Below are 19,531 nucleotides of genomic sequence, written 5' to 3'. Positions count from 1 at the left end.
CAGGTACGGTATGATTTAACCATATCACGATACTAACTCGCAGGAGGAATTAATCATGGCAGGTGTACGTTTAAACCACGTCGTTAAAAGATATCCTGGTGCTGAAGAAGCAACGGTGAAGGACTTTCATCTTGATATTAAAGACAAAGAATTTCTTGTTCTCGTAGGCGCTTCCGGCTGCGGTAAGTCAACTACGCTTCGCATGATCGCCGGTCTGGAAGAAATTACGGAAGGCGAACTGTATATCGGCGACCGTTTGGTGAATGACGTAGCACCGAAAGACCGTGACATCGCGATGGTTTTCCAATCCTACGCGTTGTATCCTCACATGAACGTGTATCAAAACATGGCATTCGGTTTGAAGCTCCGTAAATTCAAGAAAGCCGACATCGACGCCCGTGTACGCGAGGCAGCCAAAATTCTCGACATCGAGCATTTGCTGGACCGCAAGCCGAAGGCTCTTTCCGGCGGTCAGCGTCAGCGTGTTGCCTTGGGTCGTGCGATTGTCCGCGAGCCGCAAGTGTTCCTGATGGACGAACCGCTCTCCAACCTGGACGCCAAGCTGCGCGTACAGATGCGTGCTGAGATCAGCAAACTGCACAAACGTCTTGAGACGACCGTGATTTACGTAACGCATGACCAAACGGAAGCCATGACCATGGGCGACCGGATCGTCGTTATGGATAAAGGCGTTATTCAACAAGCGGCTACGCCGGAAGAAATCTATAACCATCCGGTGAATATGTTCGTAGCAGGCTTCATCGGTTCCCCGTCCATGAACTTCATCAACGGCGGATTTGTAGATCAGGGCGGAAGCTTGCATTTCAAAACTACGGGTATCGATGTAGAGGTGCCGGAAGGAAAAGCAAAAATCCTGCGTGAAAAAGGTTATGTAGGCAAGGAAGTCGTAATGGGCGTTCGTCCGGAAGATTTTCACGAAGAAGCCATCTTTATGGAAGCTTCACCGAACAGCATCGTGAACTCCTATATCGAGGTGGCCGAGAACCTGGGTCATGAAATGTTCCTGTACCTGAACGGTATCGGTACACAAAGCGTCGTAGCCCGTGTAGACGGACGTTCAGGCCTTAAAGAAGGTTCGAACGTGAAACTCGCTATCGATATGAACAAGGTTCATTTCTTCGATAAAGATACGACTGCTTCCATCCTGCTTCATTCCTAATCGCAGCAATGATTCAAAAGGTCAGCCCTGATGGGCTGGCCTTTTTTTGAATCTTCGTGAACGAAAGGGCAGCTTCTTCCGGTTGATTTATGCGCGGGATTTCGTTAGGATGAGAATATTGGGATAAAAAGGAGAAAGAGCACGATGCCGAAAAAAGTGAAAGTATCCGATTTGGTGAAGGAGTTCCATTTGGAAATCATTTGCGGCGAAGAAGGGCTAAAGCGTCCGATTACAACAGCCGATTTATACCGGCCGAGCTTGGAGATGGCCGGCTATTATGAATTTCACCCGCACGATCGGGTCCAGATTCTGGGAAAGACGGAGCTTACCTTCTTTGACCGCTTGTCTTCCGAGGAACGGATGGATCGGATGCAGAGGCTTTGTTCGCCGGAAGAAACGCCATGTATCATTATCAGCCGCGGGATGGAGGCGCCGATTGAGCTGCTCGCGGCGGCAAACGAACATCATATTACCGTGATGCGGACGAATCTGGCGACGACCATCCTGGCCAGCAGACTGACGGGATTTCTGGAGAACCGGCTTGCGCCCTCGACGACAATCCACGGGGTACTGGTTGATGTGTACGGGATTGGTATGCTGATTTCCGGCTCCAGCGGCATTGGCAAAAGCGAGACGGCTTTGGAATTGGTCAAGCGCGGTCACAGGCTCATCGCCGACGATGCGGTGGAAATCCGGCAAACGGCAGACAATCAACTGATCGGGAACGCTCCTGAGCTGATTCGGCATCTGCTCGAGATCCGCGGGATCGGAATTATTAATGTGATGACGCTGTTCGGGGCAGGCGCCGTAAGGACGGCAAAGAAAATTTCGGTGGTCTGCAAGCTGGAGATTTGGCAGCAGGATAAACAGTATGACAGGCTGGGTCTGGACGAGGAGACGACGCGCATTATCGATACCGACATTCCGCTGGTTACGATCCCTGTACGACCCGGACGTAACCTGGCGGTCATCATCGAAGTGGCGGCTATGAACTACAGGCTGAAGCGAATGGGATATAATGCCGCGCTGCAGTTTACAAATAAGCTTACAGAGTCGCTGAACGAAGATATGGACGATTTGGAATAGAATTGTACTGCTCATCATTAGGAAGGTAAGTGGAAGGGAGTTTAAGCATGTTTCTTGCGATAAATCCGATTGCGTTCTCCATCGGTCCGTTGAGCGTTCGCTGGTACGGTATTATTCTGGGTACGGCTGCTCTGATAGGGCTGGTGCTTGCCATACAAGAGGGGAAAAGGTTCAAGATGTCCCCCGATTTTTTTATGGACTTGGTCCTGATCGGAGTGCCGTCGGCTATCATTGGCGCAAGGATTTATTATGTAGCCTTCCAATGGGACGATTATAAGGACAATTTGTGGGATGTGTTCAAAATATGGGAGGGCGGCATTGCCATTTACGGCGCACTCATCGGGGCGATCGCTGCTGCGTTTTTTTATGTTCGGCGTAAAGGGTATTCATTCTGGCGAATCGCCGATATTTGCGCCCCGGGGTTGATTGTCGGTCAAGCCATCGGCCGATGGGGAAACTTCATGAATCAGGAAGCGCACGGCGGGCCGGTGACGGAAGCCTTCCTGCGGGAAAACCTGCATCTGCCGGACTGGATCGTGAATCAAATGCTGATCGACGGACGGTATTACCATCCTACCTTTCTGTACGAATCGGTATGGAACATCGTGGGGCTTCTTCTGCTGCTCGTGCTGCGGAGACAATCGTTTATGCGGGCGGGAGAGCTCTTTTTAAGCTATTTCATCTGGTATTCGACTGGGCGTTTTTTCATTGAGGCGCTGCGGACCGACAGCCTTGATTTCACGGGACCGGCATGGTTGGCCGAGCTGATGAACGGGCTTTGGTCCCCGATGCAGCTGCTTGGCTTCGAGCAGGGCTACTTGACCTATGGCGGCAACGTGCGCATATCTCAGCTGTTGGCCTTGTTGATCGTTCTCGCCGCCATTACACTGATCGTGGTCCGCCGCCGGAGCGGGGCCGCTGCGGCACGTTACTCAGATCCGATTTATCGGATCGGGGAAGAACCGGATCGATCCGGGGCGCCGGTCTCTGACGATACGAAAGCAGGCGGTGCCGAGACGACGGCCGGTGGTCATAGTCAAGACGGCAAGACGAAGGAGCAGAAGAATGATTCGAACCATACTGTTTGATTTGGATGGAACCATTATCGATACGAATGAACTGATTATTCAATCCTTTCTACATACGTTTGAAGGGGTGGGGCCTGAACCGCTGACGCGTGAACGCATTGTTCCGAACATGGGACGGCCGTTGATCGAACAGATGGTGTATTTCTCCGGAAGGGAACAGGTGGAAGATTTGGTGGCCAAGTACCGGGAATTTAATATCAGCCGCCATGACGAGCTGGTTAAAGAATTCCCGTATGTGCGGGAGACATTGGCGCGGCTGCATGCCGCGGGAGTGAAGCTGGGCGTGGTCACGAGCAAAATCCGCCGAACGACGGAAATGGGGCTTAGGCTGACCGGCATGTTCGACTTGTTCGGTACGATTGTGACCGTAGATGATGTGACAAAGCCCAAGCCAGATCCGGAAGGCATCCGCAAGGCGCTGCGTGACCTTGAAGCGGACGCCTCGGTTGCGATAATGGTCGGCGACAGCCACTATGATATCGAAGCGGCGCATCAGGCAGGCATTCGTTCTGTGGGTGTTTCCTGGTCGTTGAAGGGGATAGATTATTTAAAGCGGTATGAGCCGACCTATATCATTGACGATATTCGTGAAATTTTGCCGCTTGCCGGCGTCGAGGGGAAGTAGCCAGTGAGACAAACGGACAGGTATCCGGTAGAAGGGCCGAACTCGCTGTGGCAAATGTACAGCACGATCAGCCGATGGAAGGCCGTTCGCAATTTTATATTCATCCAAATATCCAGATATACTCCTTCCCTGCCGCTGAAGCGCTGGATTTACCGCCGGGTGCTGGGGATGAAGGTGGGGGAGCAGGCTTCTTTCGCGCTGATGGTGATGGTGGATGTCTTTTTTCCCGAAAAGATTGAGGTAGGCGACAATACCATTATCGGCTATAACTCCACCATCCTGACACACGAATATTTAATCAAAGAGTATCGGCTTGGGCGTGTGCGCATCGGTTCCCATGTAATGATCGGCGCCAACACGACGATTTTACCGGGTGTCACGATAGGGGATCATGCCGTTATTGGGGCGGGTTCGGTGGTCCATAAAGATGTGGCTCCGTACAGCTTCGTAGCGGGTAATCCGCTGCGGGTGATCCGTGAGGATGTGCGGAAAGAGCCGGTTTACTTAAATATGGAATAAATTTCATTCTGCGGGAGAAGGGCCGGTTTCCCCAATGCGGCTCCTTCAACCGGCAATCGATAACAGTCAGGGGAAGTTGGGAGCCGGAAGCCGTTGGCTCCCTTCATTCATTATAAGCAGATGGCATCCGAACCTGTTTCCCGATCATTGACGAATCGGGGCTTCCGTGGTAAACTAGCGAGTGTCTTCTTTATCTTGGTAGTATGGTAGCACATTAGCGGACTAAAGCAATAGATGGATGACTCAAAGATGAACCGAATCCAATATCATTTAATGAATAGTAAGGGTGAAGACCGATGTCCAAACCGAAGGTGTTTGAAAAGCCGACAGGCGTAAAGGACTATCTCCCCGAAGCGGCGGCGGCGCTGCGCGGCATTGAGTTCAAAGTGCTGCAGTGTATGGAGCGCTGGGGATACAGAGAAATTATAACGCCTACTTTGGAATATTACGATACGGTTGGAGTCGCGAGCTCCACGGAAGATAAAAAGCTGTTTAAACTGCTCGACCGCAACGGAACAACGCTGGTCATGCGATCGGACATGACAGCGCCGATTGCCCGTGTGGTATCCTCGCTGCTGAGGGAACATCCGTTTCCTCTGCGCCTGTCGTATCATGCCAATGTTTTCCGGGCCATTGAAGCGGAAGCGGGACGGGATGCGGAGTTTTTCCAGACCGGTGTAGAGCTGGTAGGCGACGATTCGAGCGAATCGGATGCGGAAGTGATCGCGCTGGCGGTGGCGTGCCTGCAGGCTGCCAGCGTGAAGGAGTTCAAGATCGCCCTTGGCCATGTGGGATTCTTGAACGGATTGTTCCAGGAGATGCTGGAAGGGCGTCCGGATGCTCAGCGGGCGTTGAAGGACTGCCTCATGAGCCGCGATTACGTAGGTTATCGGGAGACGATTAAAGCGCTCGGGCTGCCGGCAGAGGTGCAAAAGAAGCTGGAAGGCGTTCTTCGTCTGCGCGGCGGGCAGGAGATTTGCCGTCTGGCGCAGCAAGTGACGCATGATCCTGTAGCCGAACGTGCGATCGCTCATTTGTGTGAGATATGGGATGTGCTGAAGGCTTATCATGTAAGTGAGCATGTGTTAATCGATCTGACGATGATCGGAGATTTCTCCTATTATACAGGCATGACGTTTGAAGGATATGCCGCAGATCTTGGTTTTCCCGTATGCAGCGGCGGCCGCTATGACAATCTACTGTCGCAGTTTGGACGTCCGGCGCCGGCCACCGGATTCGCGCTGAAGACGAACCGCATTTTAGAGGTAGTCGGGAAAAGCGCATCAAGCGCAACGGCCAGGAGAGTGCTTGTCGCTTACACCGCCGAGCATCGCGAAGCGGCGCTTAAGGAAGCCTTGGCGCTGCGTTCACGCGAAGGGTTGATGGTGGAGACCAAACTGCTGGATCATAAGGACGGACTAAAAGACAAACAGCCGCTGGATGACGGAGCCTTCCGCGTACAGGGGACGGTCTATCAGGATGTCTTTGAGTTTGTGAAGTAAAGGAGGGGCGATACGCATGCAGGATTTATTGAAAGTAGCGATGCCCAAAGGGCGTATCTATAAACAGGCCTCCAAGCTGTTCCGCGAAGCGGGCTTAGCGATTCCCGAGGATGCGGATGACTCGCGCAAGCTGATTATCGCCGTCCCGGAAGCGCGGATGGAATTCATTATGGCGAAGCCGGTCGATGTACCTACTTATGTCGAGTACGGCGTTGCAGATATCGGAGTTGTCGGCAAGGATGTGCTGATGGAGGAAAACCGGGATGTCTATGAGCTGCTGGATCTCGGCATTGCGCGATGCCGCATGTCCGTGATCGGGCTGCCGGACTGGAAGCCTGTGCTGAATCCCCGGGTAGCGACGAAATACCCGAACGTGGCTTCGCAGTATTTCCGCGAAAGGGGACAGCAGGTCGAGGTGATCAAGCTGAACGGCTCCATTGAGTTGGCTCCATTGATCGGATTGGCGGACCGGATTGTAGATATGGTGGAAACCGGCGGAACGATAAGGGAAAACGGTCTGGCAGAGCACGAGCAGATTTTTGAGATCACAAGCCGCTTGATTGCGAACCGGGTAAGCTACCGGATGAAAAATGCCGCTATTCAAGGGCTGTGCGATCGGCTGCAGCCGGTGATCGCCGCGGTGACGGCAAAGGGATAACCATCCCATCATCCGCAACGAATTGTCAGAAGGAGGCAGGGAACATGAGAATTATGCCTGCATCGAAATTTTCACTGAAGCGGGAGGTCGAGTACGGCTCCCCCGAGCAGAACGAGAGCGTCCGGCGGATCATCGAAGAGGTGCGCCGCGACGGGGATGCGGCGCTGCGGAGATTCGCGCAGCAGTTTGACGGTGTCCGCGTGGACGAGCTGCGCGTGACGAAAGAGGAGATCGAGGCCGCTTACAACGAGGTGGACGAGGAGTTTTTGTCGGCCATTCGTGCGGCCGCAGTGAATATTCGAAAATTCCATGAGAAGCAGATGCGTTCCTCGTGGATGGATTTGCAGGCCGACGGCACCATCCTTGGCCAAGTGATCCGTCCGCTGAGGCGGGTCGGCTTGTATGTTCCGGGCGGTAAGGCGGCTTATCCTTCTTCGGTGCTGATGAATGCCATTCCTGCACAGGTCGCGGGAGTGCCGGAGATCGTGATGGTGACGCCGCCGGCCACCGCAGGGGCTGTGGGCATCAACCCGCATATTCTGGTAGCGGCGGCGGAAGCTGGCGTCGGCGAAATCTACCGCGTGGGCGGAGCTCAGGCCGTAGCTGCGCTCGCTTATGGGACGGAGTCGATCCGAGCCGCGGACAAGATCGTCGGGCCGGGCAACATTTATGTAGCTCTGGCCAAGCGGTATGTGTTCGGCGCCGTAGATATCGACAGCATTGCCGGGCCGAGCGAAATTGTCGTGCTGGCCGATGATAGTGCGGATCCGGCCTACGTAGCTGCGGATCTGCTCTCTCAGGCGGAACACGACGAGATGGCCTCGGCCATTCTGATCACGACTTCGGAGCCGTTGGCCGAAGCGGTCCGCGCAGAGGTGGAACGCCAGTTGAACGAGCTGCCGCGGCGTGAGATCGCCGCGAGATCGATTCGCGATTATGGCGCGATTCTTACGGTATCTGACCTTGAAGAGGGGATTGATGCAGTCAATCGCTTGGCGCCGGAGCATCTGGAGATTATCGTGCGGGAACCGTTTCAATATTTAAGCCGGATCGAGAATGCGGGAGCGATCTTCCTTGGGCCTTACAGCTCCGAGCCGGTAGGCGATTATTTTGCCGGACCGAACCATGTGCTGCCGACCAATGGCACGGCACGGTTCTCGTCACCGCTTAACGTGGACGATTTCATAAAGAAGTCGAGCGTCATTTATTACAGCAAGGAAGCGCTGCTGCGGGACGGCGGTCAAATTATTTCGCTCGCCCGTCATGAGGGGCTGGATGCACATGCGCGGGCAATTCAAATTCGTTTGGAGAAAGAAGGGAATACTCGTGGCTGAACAAGACTTTCAGGCAGCGGGGCGCCGGGCTGAAATCGCGCGCAAAACGAATGAGACGGACATTAAACTGGCTTTCTCTGTCGACGGTTCGGGCGTATCCGAGATCGAGACCGATGTACCGTTTTTGAACCATATGCTCGATTTGTTTACGAAGCACGGCCAATTCGACCTCAGGGTGGACGCCCGGGGCGATGTGGAAATCGACGATCACCATACGGTAGAGGATATCGGCATCTGCCTCGGACAGACGCTGCGTGAAGCGCTGGGCGACAAAAAAGGAATTAAACGCTACGCAAGCGTGTTTGTTCCGATGGATGAAGCGCTGGCTCAGGTGGCGATCGATATCAGCAACCGTCCCCATCTGGAATATCGCGCCGAGTATCCATCGGCAACGGTGGGCAGCTTCACGACGGAGCTGGTACATGAGTTTCTGTGGAAATTTGCGCTGGAGGCCCGGATTACGCTGCACGTTATCGTGCATTACGGGCACAATACGCATCATATGATCGAAGCGGTCTTTAAGGCACTTGGCCGTGCTCTGGACGAAGCGACCAGCATCGACCCGCGCGTGCAGGGCGTTCCGTCCACGAAAGGGGTACTGTAAGCCATGATCGCGATCATCGATTACGGAATGGGCAATCTGCACAGCGTCCGTTCGGCGGTGGAGCGTCTTGGCTACAGCGCCTTGGTGACGACGGACGAGCGCGAGCTGCTGGATTCGGAAGGAGCCATCCTCCCCGGTGTAGGCGCGTTCGGCGATGCGATGGAGCATCTGCGCAATGCCGGGCTGGATGAAGCGGTGAAACGTTACGCGCAAAGCGGAAAGCCTCTGCTGGGGATCTGCCTTGGCATGCAGCTGCTGTTCAGCAGGAGCGAGGAATACGGCGTGCATGAAGGATTGAACCTGCTGCCGGGCGAAGTCGTCCGCTTCCAGGGCAGCTGCAAGGTTCCGCACATGGGCTGGAACAAGCTGTCGTTCAAACAGTCGAATCCGCTGCTTCAGGGTTTGGAAGAAGGCCATGTGTATTTCGTCCATTCCTACCATGTGCTTCCCGAGCGGAAGGAAGACCTGCTTGCGACGACCGATTATCATCAGGAGGTCACGGCTATTGTCGGCCGCGGCAACGTGTACGGCATGCAGTTTCACCCCGAGAAAAGCGGGGCTGTCGGCATGCGGCTGCTCGGCAACTTTCTGAATATGTGCGTCAAGAAACAGGCTGCAACGTAGCCAATCAGGCTGCCATACAGCGAAGCACGAATGTCTGATGGCGGCTTGTACCCTATAAGACTCTGAGATGGAGGAACGTCCATGTCTTCAGTTGTTATTTATCCCGCGATCGATATTCGCGGCGGCAAGTGTGTTCGTCTGATTCAAGGGGACTATAACCAGGAAACGGTATACAATGAAAATCCGCTAGAAGTGGCCAAAGCCTGGGAATCGCAAGGGGCGAAATGGATTCATTTGGTCGACCTTGACGGAGCCAAGGCGGGCTATCCCGTGAATGACAAGCTGATCGGTGAAATCGCAAAGTCCGTTCAGGTGCCGGTGCAGCTCGGCGGCGGCTTGCGCACGGAGAAGGACGTGGATCACGTGCTTTCGCTAGGCGTATCGCGTGTTATTCTCGGTACGGCGGCGATTGAAAACCGTGATTTTGTGAACCGCGTACTCGCCAAGCACGGTGATAAGGTGGCCATTGGTCTGGATGCGCGCGACGGCTATGTCGCGACGCGCGGCTGGCTGGAAACGTCTGCGGTGAAAGCGGATGAGCTTGCCGTGGAGCTGGCGCGGGAAGGCGCCCGCACGTTTATTTTTACGGATATTTCCCGTGACGGCATGATGAGCGGACCGAACGTGGAAGCGATCGTCCACTTGGCCAAGGTGTCCGGACAAACGGTGATTGCGTCTGGAGGCGTCAGCCAATACGACGACTTGAAGCGTCTTGTACAGTACGCGTCTGAGGGAGTCGGCGGCGCGATCGTCGGGAAGGCGCTGTATACTGGCAGCATTAAGCTGGAGGAAGCGCAAAGCCTGGTATAAGCTGATTCAACGATTGCCGCCCGCCGGAGAGCGAGGCGGCTTTACGGCAGAGAAAGGGGTGCGGGGTATGCTGGCCAAACGGATTATTCCCTGCCTTGACGTCAAGGATGGCCGGGTCGTCAAGGGAGTTAACTTTGTGAATTTGCGCGATGCTGGTGATCCGGTAGAGCTGGCTTCGATCTATGACCGCGAGGGGGCTGACGAGCTTGTGTTCCTCGATATTTCGGCTTCGCATGAAGGCCGTGCCACCATGGTTGAAGTGGTGCAAAAAACGGCCGGTGAAATCACGATTCCGTTTACGGTAGGAGGCGGGATTTCCAGTGTGGACGATATGAAGCGGCTGCTAAGAGCGGGCGCGGACAAAATCGGCATCAATACGGCTGCAGTCAAAAATCCGCAGCTCGTGTCCGACGGTGCGCGCCGGTTCGGCTCGCAGTGCATCGTGGTGGCCGTTGACGCCCGATACAATGCCGAATGGGGCGAGTGGGAGGTATTTACACACGGCGGACGGAACGGTACGGGCATCAAGGCGCTGGAGTGGGTAAAGCGGATCGAACAGCTCGGGGCTGGAGAAATTTTGCTCACAAGCATGGATGCGGACGGTACGAAGGACGGCTTTGACCTCCCGCTGACGAAGGCGGTGTCGGAGCTGGTGACGATTCCTGTCATCGCCTCGGGCGGAGCGGGCAGGAAGGAGCATTTTTATGAGGTGTTCACAGAAGGCAAAGCGGATGCGGGGCTGGCTGCGACGATTTTCCATTATAAAGAAATAACGATTGAAGAGGTTAAGGACGACCTTAGAAATAAAGGAGTGGAGATCCGATGAGTGGACAACAAACGTCGGTGGATAACTTGGAAAGCTTGTTAGCGGCGATTAAATGGGACGGAAGCGGCCTGGTGCCGGCCATCGTTCAGGATGCGGCCAGCAAAGAGGTGCTGATGATGGCCTATATGAACAAGGATTCGCTGAAAGCTACGCTGGAGTCGGGTGAAACCTGGTTTTGGAGCCGTTCGCGCGGGGAGCTGTGGCATAAAGGCGCTACAAGCGGGCATATCCAGAAGGTAAAATCGCTGAAGTACGACTGCGACGGAGATACGCTGCTGGTGCAGGTGGACCAAACCGGTCCGGCTTGCCATACGGGACGCTACAGCTGTTTTCAGCACGATGTACGCGTCGGCGTTTTGGCCGGGCAGGCGGAGAAGATAGGGTCTGATGAAGAAGTCGTGAAGGACCGCTTCGCGATGCTGGGCATATTGGAATCCGTCATTGCACAGCGCGATGCCGAGCGTCCGGAAGGGGCCTATACGACCTATCTGTTCGAGAAAGGCGTCGACAAGATTTTGAAAAAGGTCGGCGAGGAAACGGCGGAGGTCATCATCGCAGCTAAAAACCGGGACAACGACGAGCTGCGTTATGAAGCCAGCGATCTGATTTTCCATCTCCTGGTGCTGCTCCGCGAGAGAAAGCTGCCGCTGGATGAGCTGATGAAAGAGCTGGACCGCCGCCACAACAAGTAAATAAGCTTGGGATCAAAGCTCATTGGAAGAACAACCTAACGGCAATTCAGCGGAAGAACATGGAACCGCTGGCCGGGCAAGGAGAATCGCTCTATGCGCATTGATTATCATACGCACCATGTAAGATGCGGCCATGCGTCGGGTGAACTGGAGGACTATGTGCTGAAGGGCATTGAGATCGGACTCACCCAGCTCGGGCTGTCCGATCACATGCCCTTGCTGCACGTAGATCCGGCCGCCTATTATCCCGGCATGGCCATGCCGATGGAAGAACTGCCGAAATATATTGAGGAAGCGTTCATGCTGCGGGAGAAATATAAAGACCGCATTGATATTCGTGTAGGGCTCGAAGGAGACTATATCGAAGGCTACGAGGCTGACATCGAGCGGATCATTCAAGCATATCCCTGGGATTACGTTATCGGGTCTGTGCATTTTTTGGGTGAATGGGACATTACCGACTACCGGCAAACCGACGGCTGGAAGCAGAGGGACGCCTACGAGGTGTACGAACAGTACTATGATGCAGTAGGTAAAGCCGTCAGGACAGGCTTTTATGATTATATCGGGCATATTGACGTGATCAAGAGGTTCGGCTTCAAGCCGGAGCAAAGCGTGGAGCACCTCGAACGCCAAGTTTTGGAAGCGGTAAAAGCACAAGACATGGCCATCGAGCTGAATGCCAGCGGTCTGCGTATGCCGGTCAACGAAATGTTTCCAAGCCGCCGGATGCTGGAATATGCGCTGGAGCTGGGTATTCCGCTCACGATCGGCTCGGACGCTCACCAGCCGGAGCGGCTGGGACAATATCTGGATCAGGCGGTAGATCTGCTTCGTGATGTCGGTTTTAAAGAATTAGCCACATTTAAAGGCCGGAAACGGCTAATGATGCCTATTGGATTCCCCTAATATGATGTATAATAGGGTAGTAGCTTTATTAAAATGATGTAAAATACCATTTTTTGCAATACTTGCGGCGTCGTTTGATGACCCACGTAACATAAGCACAAGCGGAGGTAACCATGTACAGCGACAAAATGAAGATTTTTTCGGGTTCGTCCAACCCGAGATTGGCGGAGCGCATTTGCAAGGAGCTTGATGTACCGCTCGGCCAGATCAAGCTGTCCCGTTTCAAAAGCGGGGAAATCTACTGTCTCTATGAGGAAAGCATCCGGAATTGCGACGTGTTCCTAGTGCAGACCTTTTCCCATCCGATCAATGAGAATTTCATGGAGCTTCTCGTTATGATGGATGCCGCCAAACGGGCATCGGCGAGAACGATCAATCTTGTCGTTCCCTACTATGGTTATTCCCGCCAAGAGCGAAAAGCGGCGCCCCGGGAACCGATCTCGGCGAAGCTGGTGGCGGACCTGCTGACTACAGCCGGTGCGGACCGCGTCATCACCATCGATCTGCATGCTCCGGCCATTCAAGGCTTTTTCAACATTCCGGTGGACCATTTGACGGCACTGGATTTGATCAGTGATTACATTAAGAAGAAAAACATTCCCAATCCGATCATCGTTTCACCGGATGCGGGACGGGCGACGACTGCAGAGAAAATGGCCAACATTCTTGACGCGCCGTTCGCTATGATGATCAAAAAAAGACCCGCTCACAACGAAGCGGTTATCACGCATGTCATCGGAGAAGTTGAAGGAAGAACCCCGATCATCATTGAGGATTTGATCGATACGGGAACGACGATCGTCAACGTTGTCGAAGGCCTCAAGGAGCGCGGGGCGAACGATGCCTACGTGTGTGCGACACACCCGGTGTTCTCCGGACCGGCGCTGCAGCGTCTGGATCATCCGAACATCAAGGAATGCGTGATTACGGACTCCATCGCCATTCCGGAAGATCATTCGGCCCGGTTCCAAGTATTGTCCGTGGCCACTTTGCTGTCGGATGCCATCAACATCATCATGTCCGGCGGATCGCTTAGCTCTTTGTTTAAATATGGCGGTGTATAACTTATAATACATTTATTGGATGACCCCGACAAACAGGAACTAACAGTTTGGGGTCATCTTGTGGTATACTTAAGAATCAATATTACTCCGGCGATTTAGAGAGCACTTTGCGAATGGATATTCAGGAAGGGTTTCTCATGAATTCCGGTCGGGTTACGGAGGTGCCTTATTACTATGGGGAAGAAAAAACGTGCGACGCCCAAGCACAGCAATATCGTACCGATGAAAATGGATGCCACGTTCTTTTTCGAAAAAGCCGTTCAGTCCTTGGACCGTTATCATTATGATAAGGCATTGAAGTATTTTCGTCGCGCGGCCGAATATGAACCGGAAAACCCGGTGAATCATTGCAATCTGGCCGGGCTTCTGTCCGAGATGGGAAATTATGAGGAATCCAACCGCATTTTGCAGCATGTGCTTGATCGGATCGACCCTACGATGACGGAATGCTATTTTTATATGGCGAACAATTTTGCCAATATGGAGAATTACGAGCTGGCCGAAGAAGCGATTATCCATTACCTGGAGAATGACCCCAACGGACAGTTTCTGGAAGAATCCGAAGAAATGATGGAGCTGCTCAGCTACGAGCTCGACCGTCCCACCAAGCTGACGACGATCAAGAGCCGGGAAGGGCTGTTCGAGCACGACCGGGCGCGTTCGATGCTGGAGGAGGGCCGTTTTTCGGAAGCGGTGCGGGTGCTGGAGAAAATTATCCGCAAGCATCCCGACTTCATAGCTGCGCGCAATAACCTTGCGTTGGCCTATTATTACATGGGACACTTTGAAAAATCGGTTGATATGATTCGTCAAGTGCTGGAGCTGGAGCCGGGCAATTTGCATGCGTTGTGCAATCTGGCGATTTTTTACCAGCATTTCGGTGATAAGGCGGGTCTGGCCGGGCTGCTTGAAGTGCTGCGCAAAACGTATCCTTTCCATCAGGATCATGCGTTTAAGCTGGCGACCACTATGGGGATTTTGAACGAGCATGAGAAGGCTTATTTGCTGTTCAAGCGTCTGTTGAAAACCGGCGAAACGGGTCCGGATCCTTGCTTGTGTCACTATACCGCCGTAGCCGCATACAATACGGGCCGCTATGAGGAAGCTGAGCGCTGGTGGCGGCAGGCGGCGAAGTTCGACCCCGGTTCGGAAATTCCCAGGTTCTATCTTAATTTGCTCAATAAGAATTGGGACGAAGCGGTGAAGCCGCCTGTCAGCTATCATTATCATATGCCGTTTGAGGAGCAGTTTCGGGGAATCGAGCGTACGGAGAACGGCTTGCCGGATCACCTGAAGCGCGATCCGTTGGTGCGTTCGTCCTTTTTCTGGGCGTTGCGGCATGGAGACGCGCATACGAAGCTGCAGGTCATTCAAGCGTTCGGCTTGATCGCCGATGACGAGGTGAAGGATGCGCTGCTTGAATTTATCGGACAACCGGGCGAGGATGACTATCTGAAGAAGGTGGCTATTTTCGTTCTTCGCAGTATCGGCGTGAAAGAACCGCTGACGGCCGTGCTGGAGGGGAATCAGACAACGGTGGCCCCGTCGCCTTTTGCTCCAGGGCTTCCGATATGGGATCCCAAATGGCAGCTGGTGATGGAGACGGCGATGCGGTATATGTTCCGCCGCTACGATATGGTGCAGCAGTACGATTTACAAACGCTTTGGGTAGAATACTTATCAAGAGTATTTCCGAACGTGCCCAAAATCACGAAAGTGGAGGGCTGGGCAGCGGCCCTGGAATACCTGACGGCAAAGATGCACCGACGCCCTGTCAGCTATCAGGAAACCGCGGATCGCTACGGCGTATCGGTAGCTACCGTCAGCAGGAATGCCAAGCTGATTGATGAAGCCTGCGGATTGAAAGAAAAGATGGACGCCATCTTTGATAAATTTGCAAGCTTGGAGTCTTAACCTTAATATGAAGGTATAGAAAAAAATACGCTGACAACCGGCCGTAAAGAAGCGGCTTTAAGAGTTGCAGTGGATTGGGAGGAAACCATATGTACAAGTCAATCGTTATCGGAACCGGACCTGCCGGGTTAACGGCAGCTATCTACTTGGCACGCGCCAACTTGAACCCGCTTGTTATCGAAGGTCCGGAGCCGGGCGGCCAGTTGACCACCACAACGGATGTGGAAAACTTTCCGGGGTTTCCTGAAGGCATCATGGGGCCGGAATTGATGTCGAATATGCGTAAACAAGCCGAACGCTTCGGCGCTGAATTTAAAACCGGCTGGGTCAATAAGGTGGATCTCTCCGAGCGTCCGTTCAAGCTCAACGTAGAAGGTCTTGGAGACATTGTCGCGGAATCGCTGATCATCTCTACAGGCGCATCGGCCAAGCTGCTCGGCATTAAGAACGAGAAGGAAAGCATCGGCCGCGGCGTCAGCACCTGTGCAACCTGCGACGGCTTTTTCTTCCGCGGCAAAAAGATTATCGTGGTCGGCGGCGGCGACTCGGCGATGGAGGAAGCAAATTTCCTGACACGTTTTGCAACGGAAGTACGCATCGTCCACCGCAGAAACGAGCTGAGGGCTTCCAAAATCATGCAGGATCGCGCGCGCGAGAATGAAAAGATTGTTTGGAGCTTAAACCGTACGCCGCTGGAGATTATATCCGGGGATAAAGGCGTTACCGGTCTAAAAGTGAAAAACAACGAAACCGGCGAAGAAGAATTGATCGAAGCGGACGGCATCTTCGTAGCGATCGGCCATAAGCCGAATACGGATTTCCTCGGCGGACAAATCGAAACCGACGAGCTGGGCTACATTATCACGAAGCCGGGTTCATCCTTGACCAATGTGGAAGGCGTATTCGCCTGCGGCGACGTACAGGATAGCAAGTATCGCCAAGCGATTACGGCTGCCGGCAGCGGTTGTATGGCTGCGCTGGATTGCGAAAAATTTCTTGAAGGGCATATGGTACACGATTGGAGCCAGTCTCTTTAATCGATTGAACGTGGAACTTTCGTTCCGCGTTTTTTCTTTAGCCTTCGCTTGACCTCTTGTAGACGTTGGCTTATAGTTGGAACAAGAGAGAGTGCATATGAGCCGGGTCTTCAAAGGTCTTGGACAACATAGATTGGCAATTTTTATGAGGTGATTAAGAAGCATGGAACAACAAGTATACGTCGGAGTCGATTTGGGAGGTACCTCCATTAAGGTGGGCTTATGTAATGAGCAGGGCAAGCTGCTGCTCACAGACGAAGGGCCGACCGGTACCGAGCACGGCGCCGACGTGGTGTTGGAAAATATCGCGCAGTACGTACGCAAACTGGTGGCGGAGTCCGATTATACATGGGATCAGGTTGCAGGGATCGGAGCGGGAATCGCCGGATTCATGGATATTTCCGAAGGCTTCGTTAAGCTGTCTCCCAACCTGGGCTGGCGCAATGTGCCGGTGAAGAAAATTCTTGAAGAAAAGCTTGGAAAATCGGTGAAAATCGACAATGACGCCAATGTGGCGGCCCTTGGCGAAGCGTGGGCGGGTGCAGGCGCGGGTATCCCGAACATCGTTTGCTATACGCTTGGCACCGGTGTCGGTGGCGGGATCATTATCCGCGGCCGAATTTACCAAGGCTTTTCCGGTATGGCCGGCGAACTGGGGCATATGGCGATTGTTCCCGACCTTGAGGCTATCGATTGCGGCTGCGGCAAAAAGGGCTGTCTGGAAACCGTCTCATCCGCAACGGGCATTATTCGAATGGCGAAGGAAGCGGTGGAACGCGGCGAGAGTACCTCTTTGGCACTTGTAGAAAACATCATGGCTAAAGATGTGTTCGACGCAGCCAAAACCGGCGACGAAACGGCGCTTCGTATTATCAACCGCGCTGCCTTGTACCTCGGCAAATCGATGGCTACCGTTTCCGTTATCTTAAATCCTCAGCGATTTATCGTCGGCGGAGGCGTATCCAAGGCGGGCGATATCCTGTTTGACGCGATCCGTAAACACTACAGAGAGCATACTCAGGAAACCGCGCAGGAAGGCGTGGACATCGTCCCGGCTGTTCTAGGCAACGATGCCGGAGTCGTTGGCGCTGCCGGCCTTAATCTGCGGGGATAAACCCGGATCGAGCCGTCCTGCGGCTTCTCCGGGCAGTGGAAGGAGAAGAACCCCATGGAAGAAATGCAAACTCTCGGCAAGCTGGTGATCATTACGGGGATGTCCGGAGCCGGCAAAACCATAGCGGTGCAAAGCTTGGAGGACCTGGGTTTTTTCTGCGTGGATAACCTCCCTCCGGTCTTGATTCCTAAATTTGCCGAGCTTATTGAGCAATCCAAAGGTCGAATCGGTAAAGTAGCACTTGTGATCGATCTCCGCGGCCGTGAGTTTTTCACTTCGCTGTCGGAGTCGCTTCGGTTCATTAACGAGAATTATACTTTAACTCATGAAATATTGTTCCTCGATGCAACGGATTCGGTTCTGGTGCAGCGTTATAAGGAAAGCCGGCGCAAGCATCCTCTGGCTCCGACAGGAGCGCCGCTGGAAGGCATTCAGCAGGAAAGGAAGCTGCTTGAGGAGCTAAAGGGTCTGGCTACTCAGGTGATCGATACCAGCAATTTGAAGCCAACCCAGCTCAAAGAAAAGATCATTTCCCGTTTCACCAACCTAGAGGTAGGCGGCATATCTATAAATGTAATCTCATTTGGCTTTAAATACGGAATTCCGATTGATGCCGATTTGATTTTTGACGTTCGCTTTTTGCCCAACCCGCATTATGTGGAGCATTTACGTCCGAACACCGGGCAGGATACGGAAGTGTACGATTATGTCATGAAATGGACGGAGACGCAGGAGTTTTTGGCGAAGCTCCTCGATATGCTGCATTTCCTCATTCCCCAGTACAAGAAGGAAGGCAAGAGCCAAGTCGTCATCGGTATCGGCTGTACCGGAGGTAAGCACCGCTCGGTTGCGATTGCGGAATATCTCGGTAAAATGATGGGCAATAGCGAAACGGAAGTGATCAGAGTCACTCACCGGGATTCGGAACGCGATCGGGTTGAGGTGAAGAAATGACGCTTGTCCATGAGAGGGGAAAAATCAGGCCGCGGATTGTTGTCATCGGAGGGGGAACGGGTCTGTCGGTCATGCTTCGCGGACTTAAACAGAAGCCCATGGATATTACAGCTATCGTCACGGTGGCCGACGACGGAGGGAGCTCAGGCATTTTACGCTCCGAGCTTGAAATTATTCCGCCGGGCGATATCCGCAACGTATTAACCGCGTTGTCGGATGTGGAACCGCTGCTGGGCCAACTGCTCGAATATCGTTTTGATAAAGGGAATGGTTTGGCTGGACACAGTTTGGGTAACCTAATGTTAGCGGCGATGCGAGATATTACCGGTGATTTCGTTACCGGGGTGCGGGAGCTGAGCCGTGTTCTGGCTGTTCGCGGCCGCGTGCTTCCGGCTTCGGATCAGTCGATTGTACTTATCGCAGAGATGGAGGACGGCACCGTTGTGAAGGGGGAATCCAAGATTCCCCAGGCAGGCGGTGTCATCCGCCGCGTATCGATCGAACCGGCTGATGCTTGTGCTCTGCCGGAAGCGTTGGAGGCTTTGCGGCAGGCGGATGCTATACTGGTTGGTCCGGGGAGTCTTTACACCAGCATTTTGCCGAACTTGCTGGTACCCGAGATCGCGGAGACGATTGTGTCGTCCCAAGCGTTGAAAATGTTTATTTGCAACGTAATGACCCAGCCTGGAGAGACCGACGATTATAAAGTGAGCGACCATTTGAAAGCGATTCGAGATCATGTCGGGCAGGATTTGTTCGATTATGTCATTGTGAATAATGAAGAGATTCCCGAGAAGGTTCAAAACCGGTATGCCGAAAAAGGCGCAAAGGTCGTTCAACTGGATTTGGATGAAGTGACGAAGCAAGGCTACAAGGTCATTGCCGACCGCCTCGTCTTGTTCCGAACTTATTTACGTCACGATGCGGAAAAGCTAAGTCAGCACATTTATCAACTGGTGGAGAGCTGGATGTTCAAGAAGAGGTGATTACC

At 53.5% G+C, this 19,531-nt stretch carries 20 protein-coding genes; all 20 read left to right on the top strand.

Annotated elements, in window-relative coordinates:
- Window positions 1–55 precede the first annotated feature (55 nt).
- The 20 genes from IJ22_RS19995 (at window position 56) to IJ22_RS19900 (ending at window position 19,526) form a co-directional block, all read left to right on the top strand.
- Window positions 56–1,180 (top strand): ABC transporter ATP-binding protein, encoded by a 1,125-nt coding sequence (locus IJ22_RS19995; RefSeq protein WP_062410080.1) that lies wholly within the window; start codon window positions 56–58, stop codon window positions 1,178–1,180.
- 144 nt (window positions 1,181–1,324) lie between these two features.
- On the top strand, window positions 1,325–2,266 hold the full coding sequence (gene hprK / locus IJ22_RS19990) for an HPr(Ser) kinase/phosphatase (RefSeq protein ID WP_062410079.1): 942 nt from the start codon (window positions 1,325–1,327) through the stop codon (window positions 2,264–2,266).
- 47 nt (window positions 2,267–2,313) lie between these two features.
- Window positions 2,314–3,354 (top strand): prolipoprotein diacylglyceryl transferase, encoded by a 1,041-nt coding sequence (gene lgt / locus IJ22_RS19985; RefSeq protein ID WP_062410078.1) that lies wholly within the window; start codon window positions 2,314–2,316, stop codon window positions 3,352–3,354.
- Entirely contained in the window at window positions 3,332–3,979 is a 648-nt protein-coding gene (ppaX, locus tag IJ22_RS19980) for a pyrophosphatase PpaX (protein ID WP_062410077.1), read from the top strand. The genes lgt and ppaX overlap by 23 nt, the downstream gene beginning before the upstream one ends.
- A gap of 3 nt (window positions 3,980–3,982) precedes the next feature.
- Window positions 3,983–4,498 carry an acyltransferase gene (locus tag IJ22_RS19975; RefSeq protein WP_062410076.1) on the top strand — a complete coding sequence of 172 codons (516 nt, stop codon included), beginning with the start codon at window positions 3,983–3,985 and terminating at the stop codon, window positions 4,496–4,498.
- A gap of 296 nt (window positions 4,499–4,794) precedes the next feature.
- Complete coding sequence (locus IJ22_RS19970; protein WP_062410075.1) at window positions 4,795–6,000, top strand: ATP phosphoribosyltransferase regulatory subunit; 1,206 nt, start codon at window positions 4,795–4,797, stop codon at window positions 5,998–6,000.
- A 16-nt stretch (window positions 6,001–6,016) separates the two neighbouring features.
- Window positions 6,017–6,658 (top strand): ATP phosphoribosyltransferase, encoded by a 642-nt coding sequence (gene hisG / locus IJ22_RS19965; RefSeq protein ID WP_062410074.1) that lies wholly within the window; start codon window positions 6,017–6,019, stop codon window positions 6,656–6,658.
- A 44-nt stretch (window positions 6,659–6,702) separates the two neighbouring features.
- The gene (gene hisD, locus IJ22_RS19960; protein WP_062410073.1) at window positions 6,703–7,992 is read left to right on the top strand and encodes a histidinol dehydrogenase; all 1,290 of its coding nucleotides are present in this window, start codon (window positions 6,703–6,705) and stop codon (window positions 7,990–7,992) included.
- Window positions 7,985–8,596, top strand: a complete 612-nt coding sequence (hisB, locus tag IJ22_RS19955; protein WP_062410072.1) for an imidazoleglycerol-phosphate dehydratase HisB — start codon at window positions 7,985–7,987, stop codon at window positions 8,594–8,596. The genes hisD and hisB overlap by 8 nt, the downstream gene beginning before the upstream one ends.
- Window positions 8,597–8,599: 3 nt before the next feature.
- On the top strand, window positions 8,600–9,220 hold the full coding sequence (hisH, locus tag IJ22_RS19950) for an imidazole glycerol phosphate synthase subunit HisH (protein ID WP_062410071.1): 621 nt from the start codon (window positions 8,600–8,602) through the stop codon (window positions 9,218–9,220).
- A gap of 81 nt (window positions 9,221–9,301) precedes the next feature.
- The gene (gene hisA, locus IJ22_RS19945; protein ID WP_062410070.1) at window positions 9,302–10,030 is read left to right on the top strand and encodes a 1-(5-phosphoribosyl)-5-[(5-phosphoribosylamino)methylideneamino]imidazole-4-carboxamide isomerase; all 729 of its coding nucleotides are present in this window, start codon (window positions 9,302–9,304) and stop codon (window positions 10,028–10,030) included.
- A gap of 67 nt (window positions 10,031–10,097) precedes the next feature.
- Window positions 10,098–10,856 (top strand): imidazole glycerol phosphate synthase subunit HisF, encoded by a 759-nt coding sequence (gene hisF / locus IJ22_RS19940; protein WP_062411077.1) that lies wholly within the window; start codon window positions 10,098–10,100, stop codon window positions 10,854–10,856.
- Window positions 10,853–11,548 carry a bifunctional phosphoribosyl-AMP cyclohydrolase/phosphoribosyl-ATP diphosphatase HisIE gene (hisIE, locus tag IJ22_RS19935; RefSeq protein ID WP_062410069.1) on the top strand — a complete coding sequence of 232 codons (696 nt, stop codon included), beginning with the start codon at window positions 10,853–10,855 and terminating at the stop codon, window positions 11,546–11,548. The genes hisF and hisIE overlap by 4 nt, the downstream gene beginning before the upstream one ends.
- A 93-nt stretch (window positions 11,549–11,641) precedes the next feature.
- Window positions 11,642–12,457, top strand: coding sequence for a histidinol-phosphatase HisJ (hisJ, locus tag IJ22_RS19930; RefSeq protein ID WP_062410068.1), 816 nt, complete (start codon window positions 11,642–11,644; stop codon window positions 12,455–12,457).
- A 113-nt stretch (window positions 12,458–12,570) separates the two neighbouring features.
- Window positions 12,571–13,521 carry a ribose-phosphate diphosphokinase gene (locus IJ22_RS19925; protein WP_062410067.1) on the top strand — a complete coding sequence of 317 codons (951 nt, stop codon included), beginning with the start codon at window positions 12,571–12,573 and terminating at the stop codon, window positions 13,519–13,521.
- A 174-nt stretch (window positions 13,522–13,695) separates the two neighbouring features.
- Window positions 13,696–15,435, top strand: coding sequence for a tetratricopeptide repeat protein (locus IJ22_RS19920; protein WP_062410066.1), 1,740 nt, complete (start codon window positions 13,696–13,698; stop codon window positions 15,433–15,435).
- A gap of 89 nt (window positions 15,436–15,524) precedes the next feature.
- Window positions 15,525–16,472, top strand: coding sequence for a thioredoxin-disulfide reductase (trxB, locus tag IJ22_RS19915; RefSeq protein ID WP_054819198.1), 948 nt, complete (start codon window positions 15,525–15,527; stop codon window positions 16,470–16,472).
- A gap of 163 nt (window positions 16,473–16,635) precedes the next feature.
- On the top strand, window positions 16,636–17,586 hold the full coding sequence (locus IJ22_RS19910; protein ID WP_062410065.1) for an ROK family glucokinase: 951 nt from the start codon (window positions 16,636–16,638) through the stop codon (window positions 17,584–17,586).
- A gap of 54 nt (window positions 17,587–17,640) precedes the next feature.
- Complete coding sequence (gene rapZ, locus IJ22_RS19905; RefSeq protein WP_062410064.1) at window positions 17,641–18,540, top strand: RNase adapter RapZ; 900 nt, start codon at window positions 17,641–17,643, stop codon at window positions 18,538–18,540.
- A complete protein-coding gene (locus IJ22_RS19900) occupies window positions 18,537–19,526 on the top strand; it encodes a gluconeogenesis factor YvcK family protein (protein ID WP_062410063.1) in 990 nt (329 codons plus the stop codon). The genes rapZ and IJ22_RS19900 overlap by 4 nt, the downstream gene beginning before the upstream one ends.
- The last annotated feature ends 5 nt before the right edge of the window (window positions 19,527–19,531 follow it).

This window comes from Paenibacillus naphthalenovorans, assembly GCF_001465255.1.
Classification (GTDB): domain Bacteria; phylum Bacillota; class Bacilli; order Paenibacillales; family NBRC-103111; genus Paenibacillus_G; species Paenibacillus_G naphthalenovorans.
This window is presented reverse-complemented; position numbering and strand designations above follow the sequence as displayed.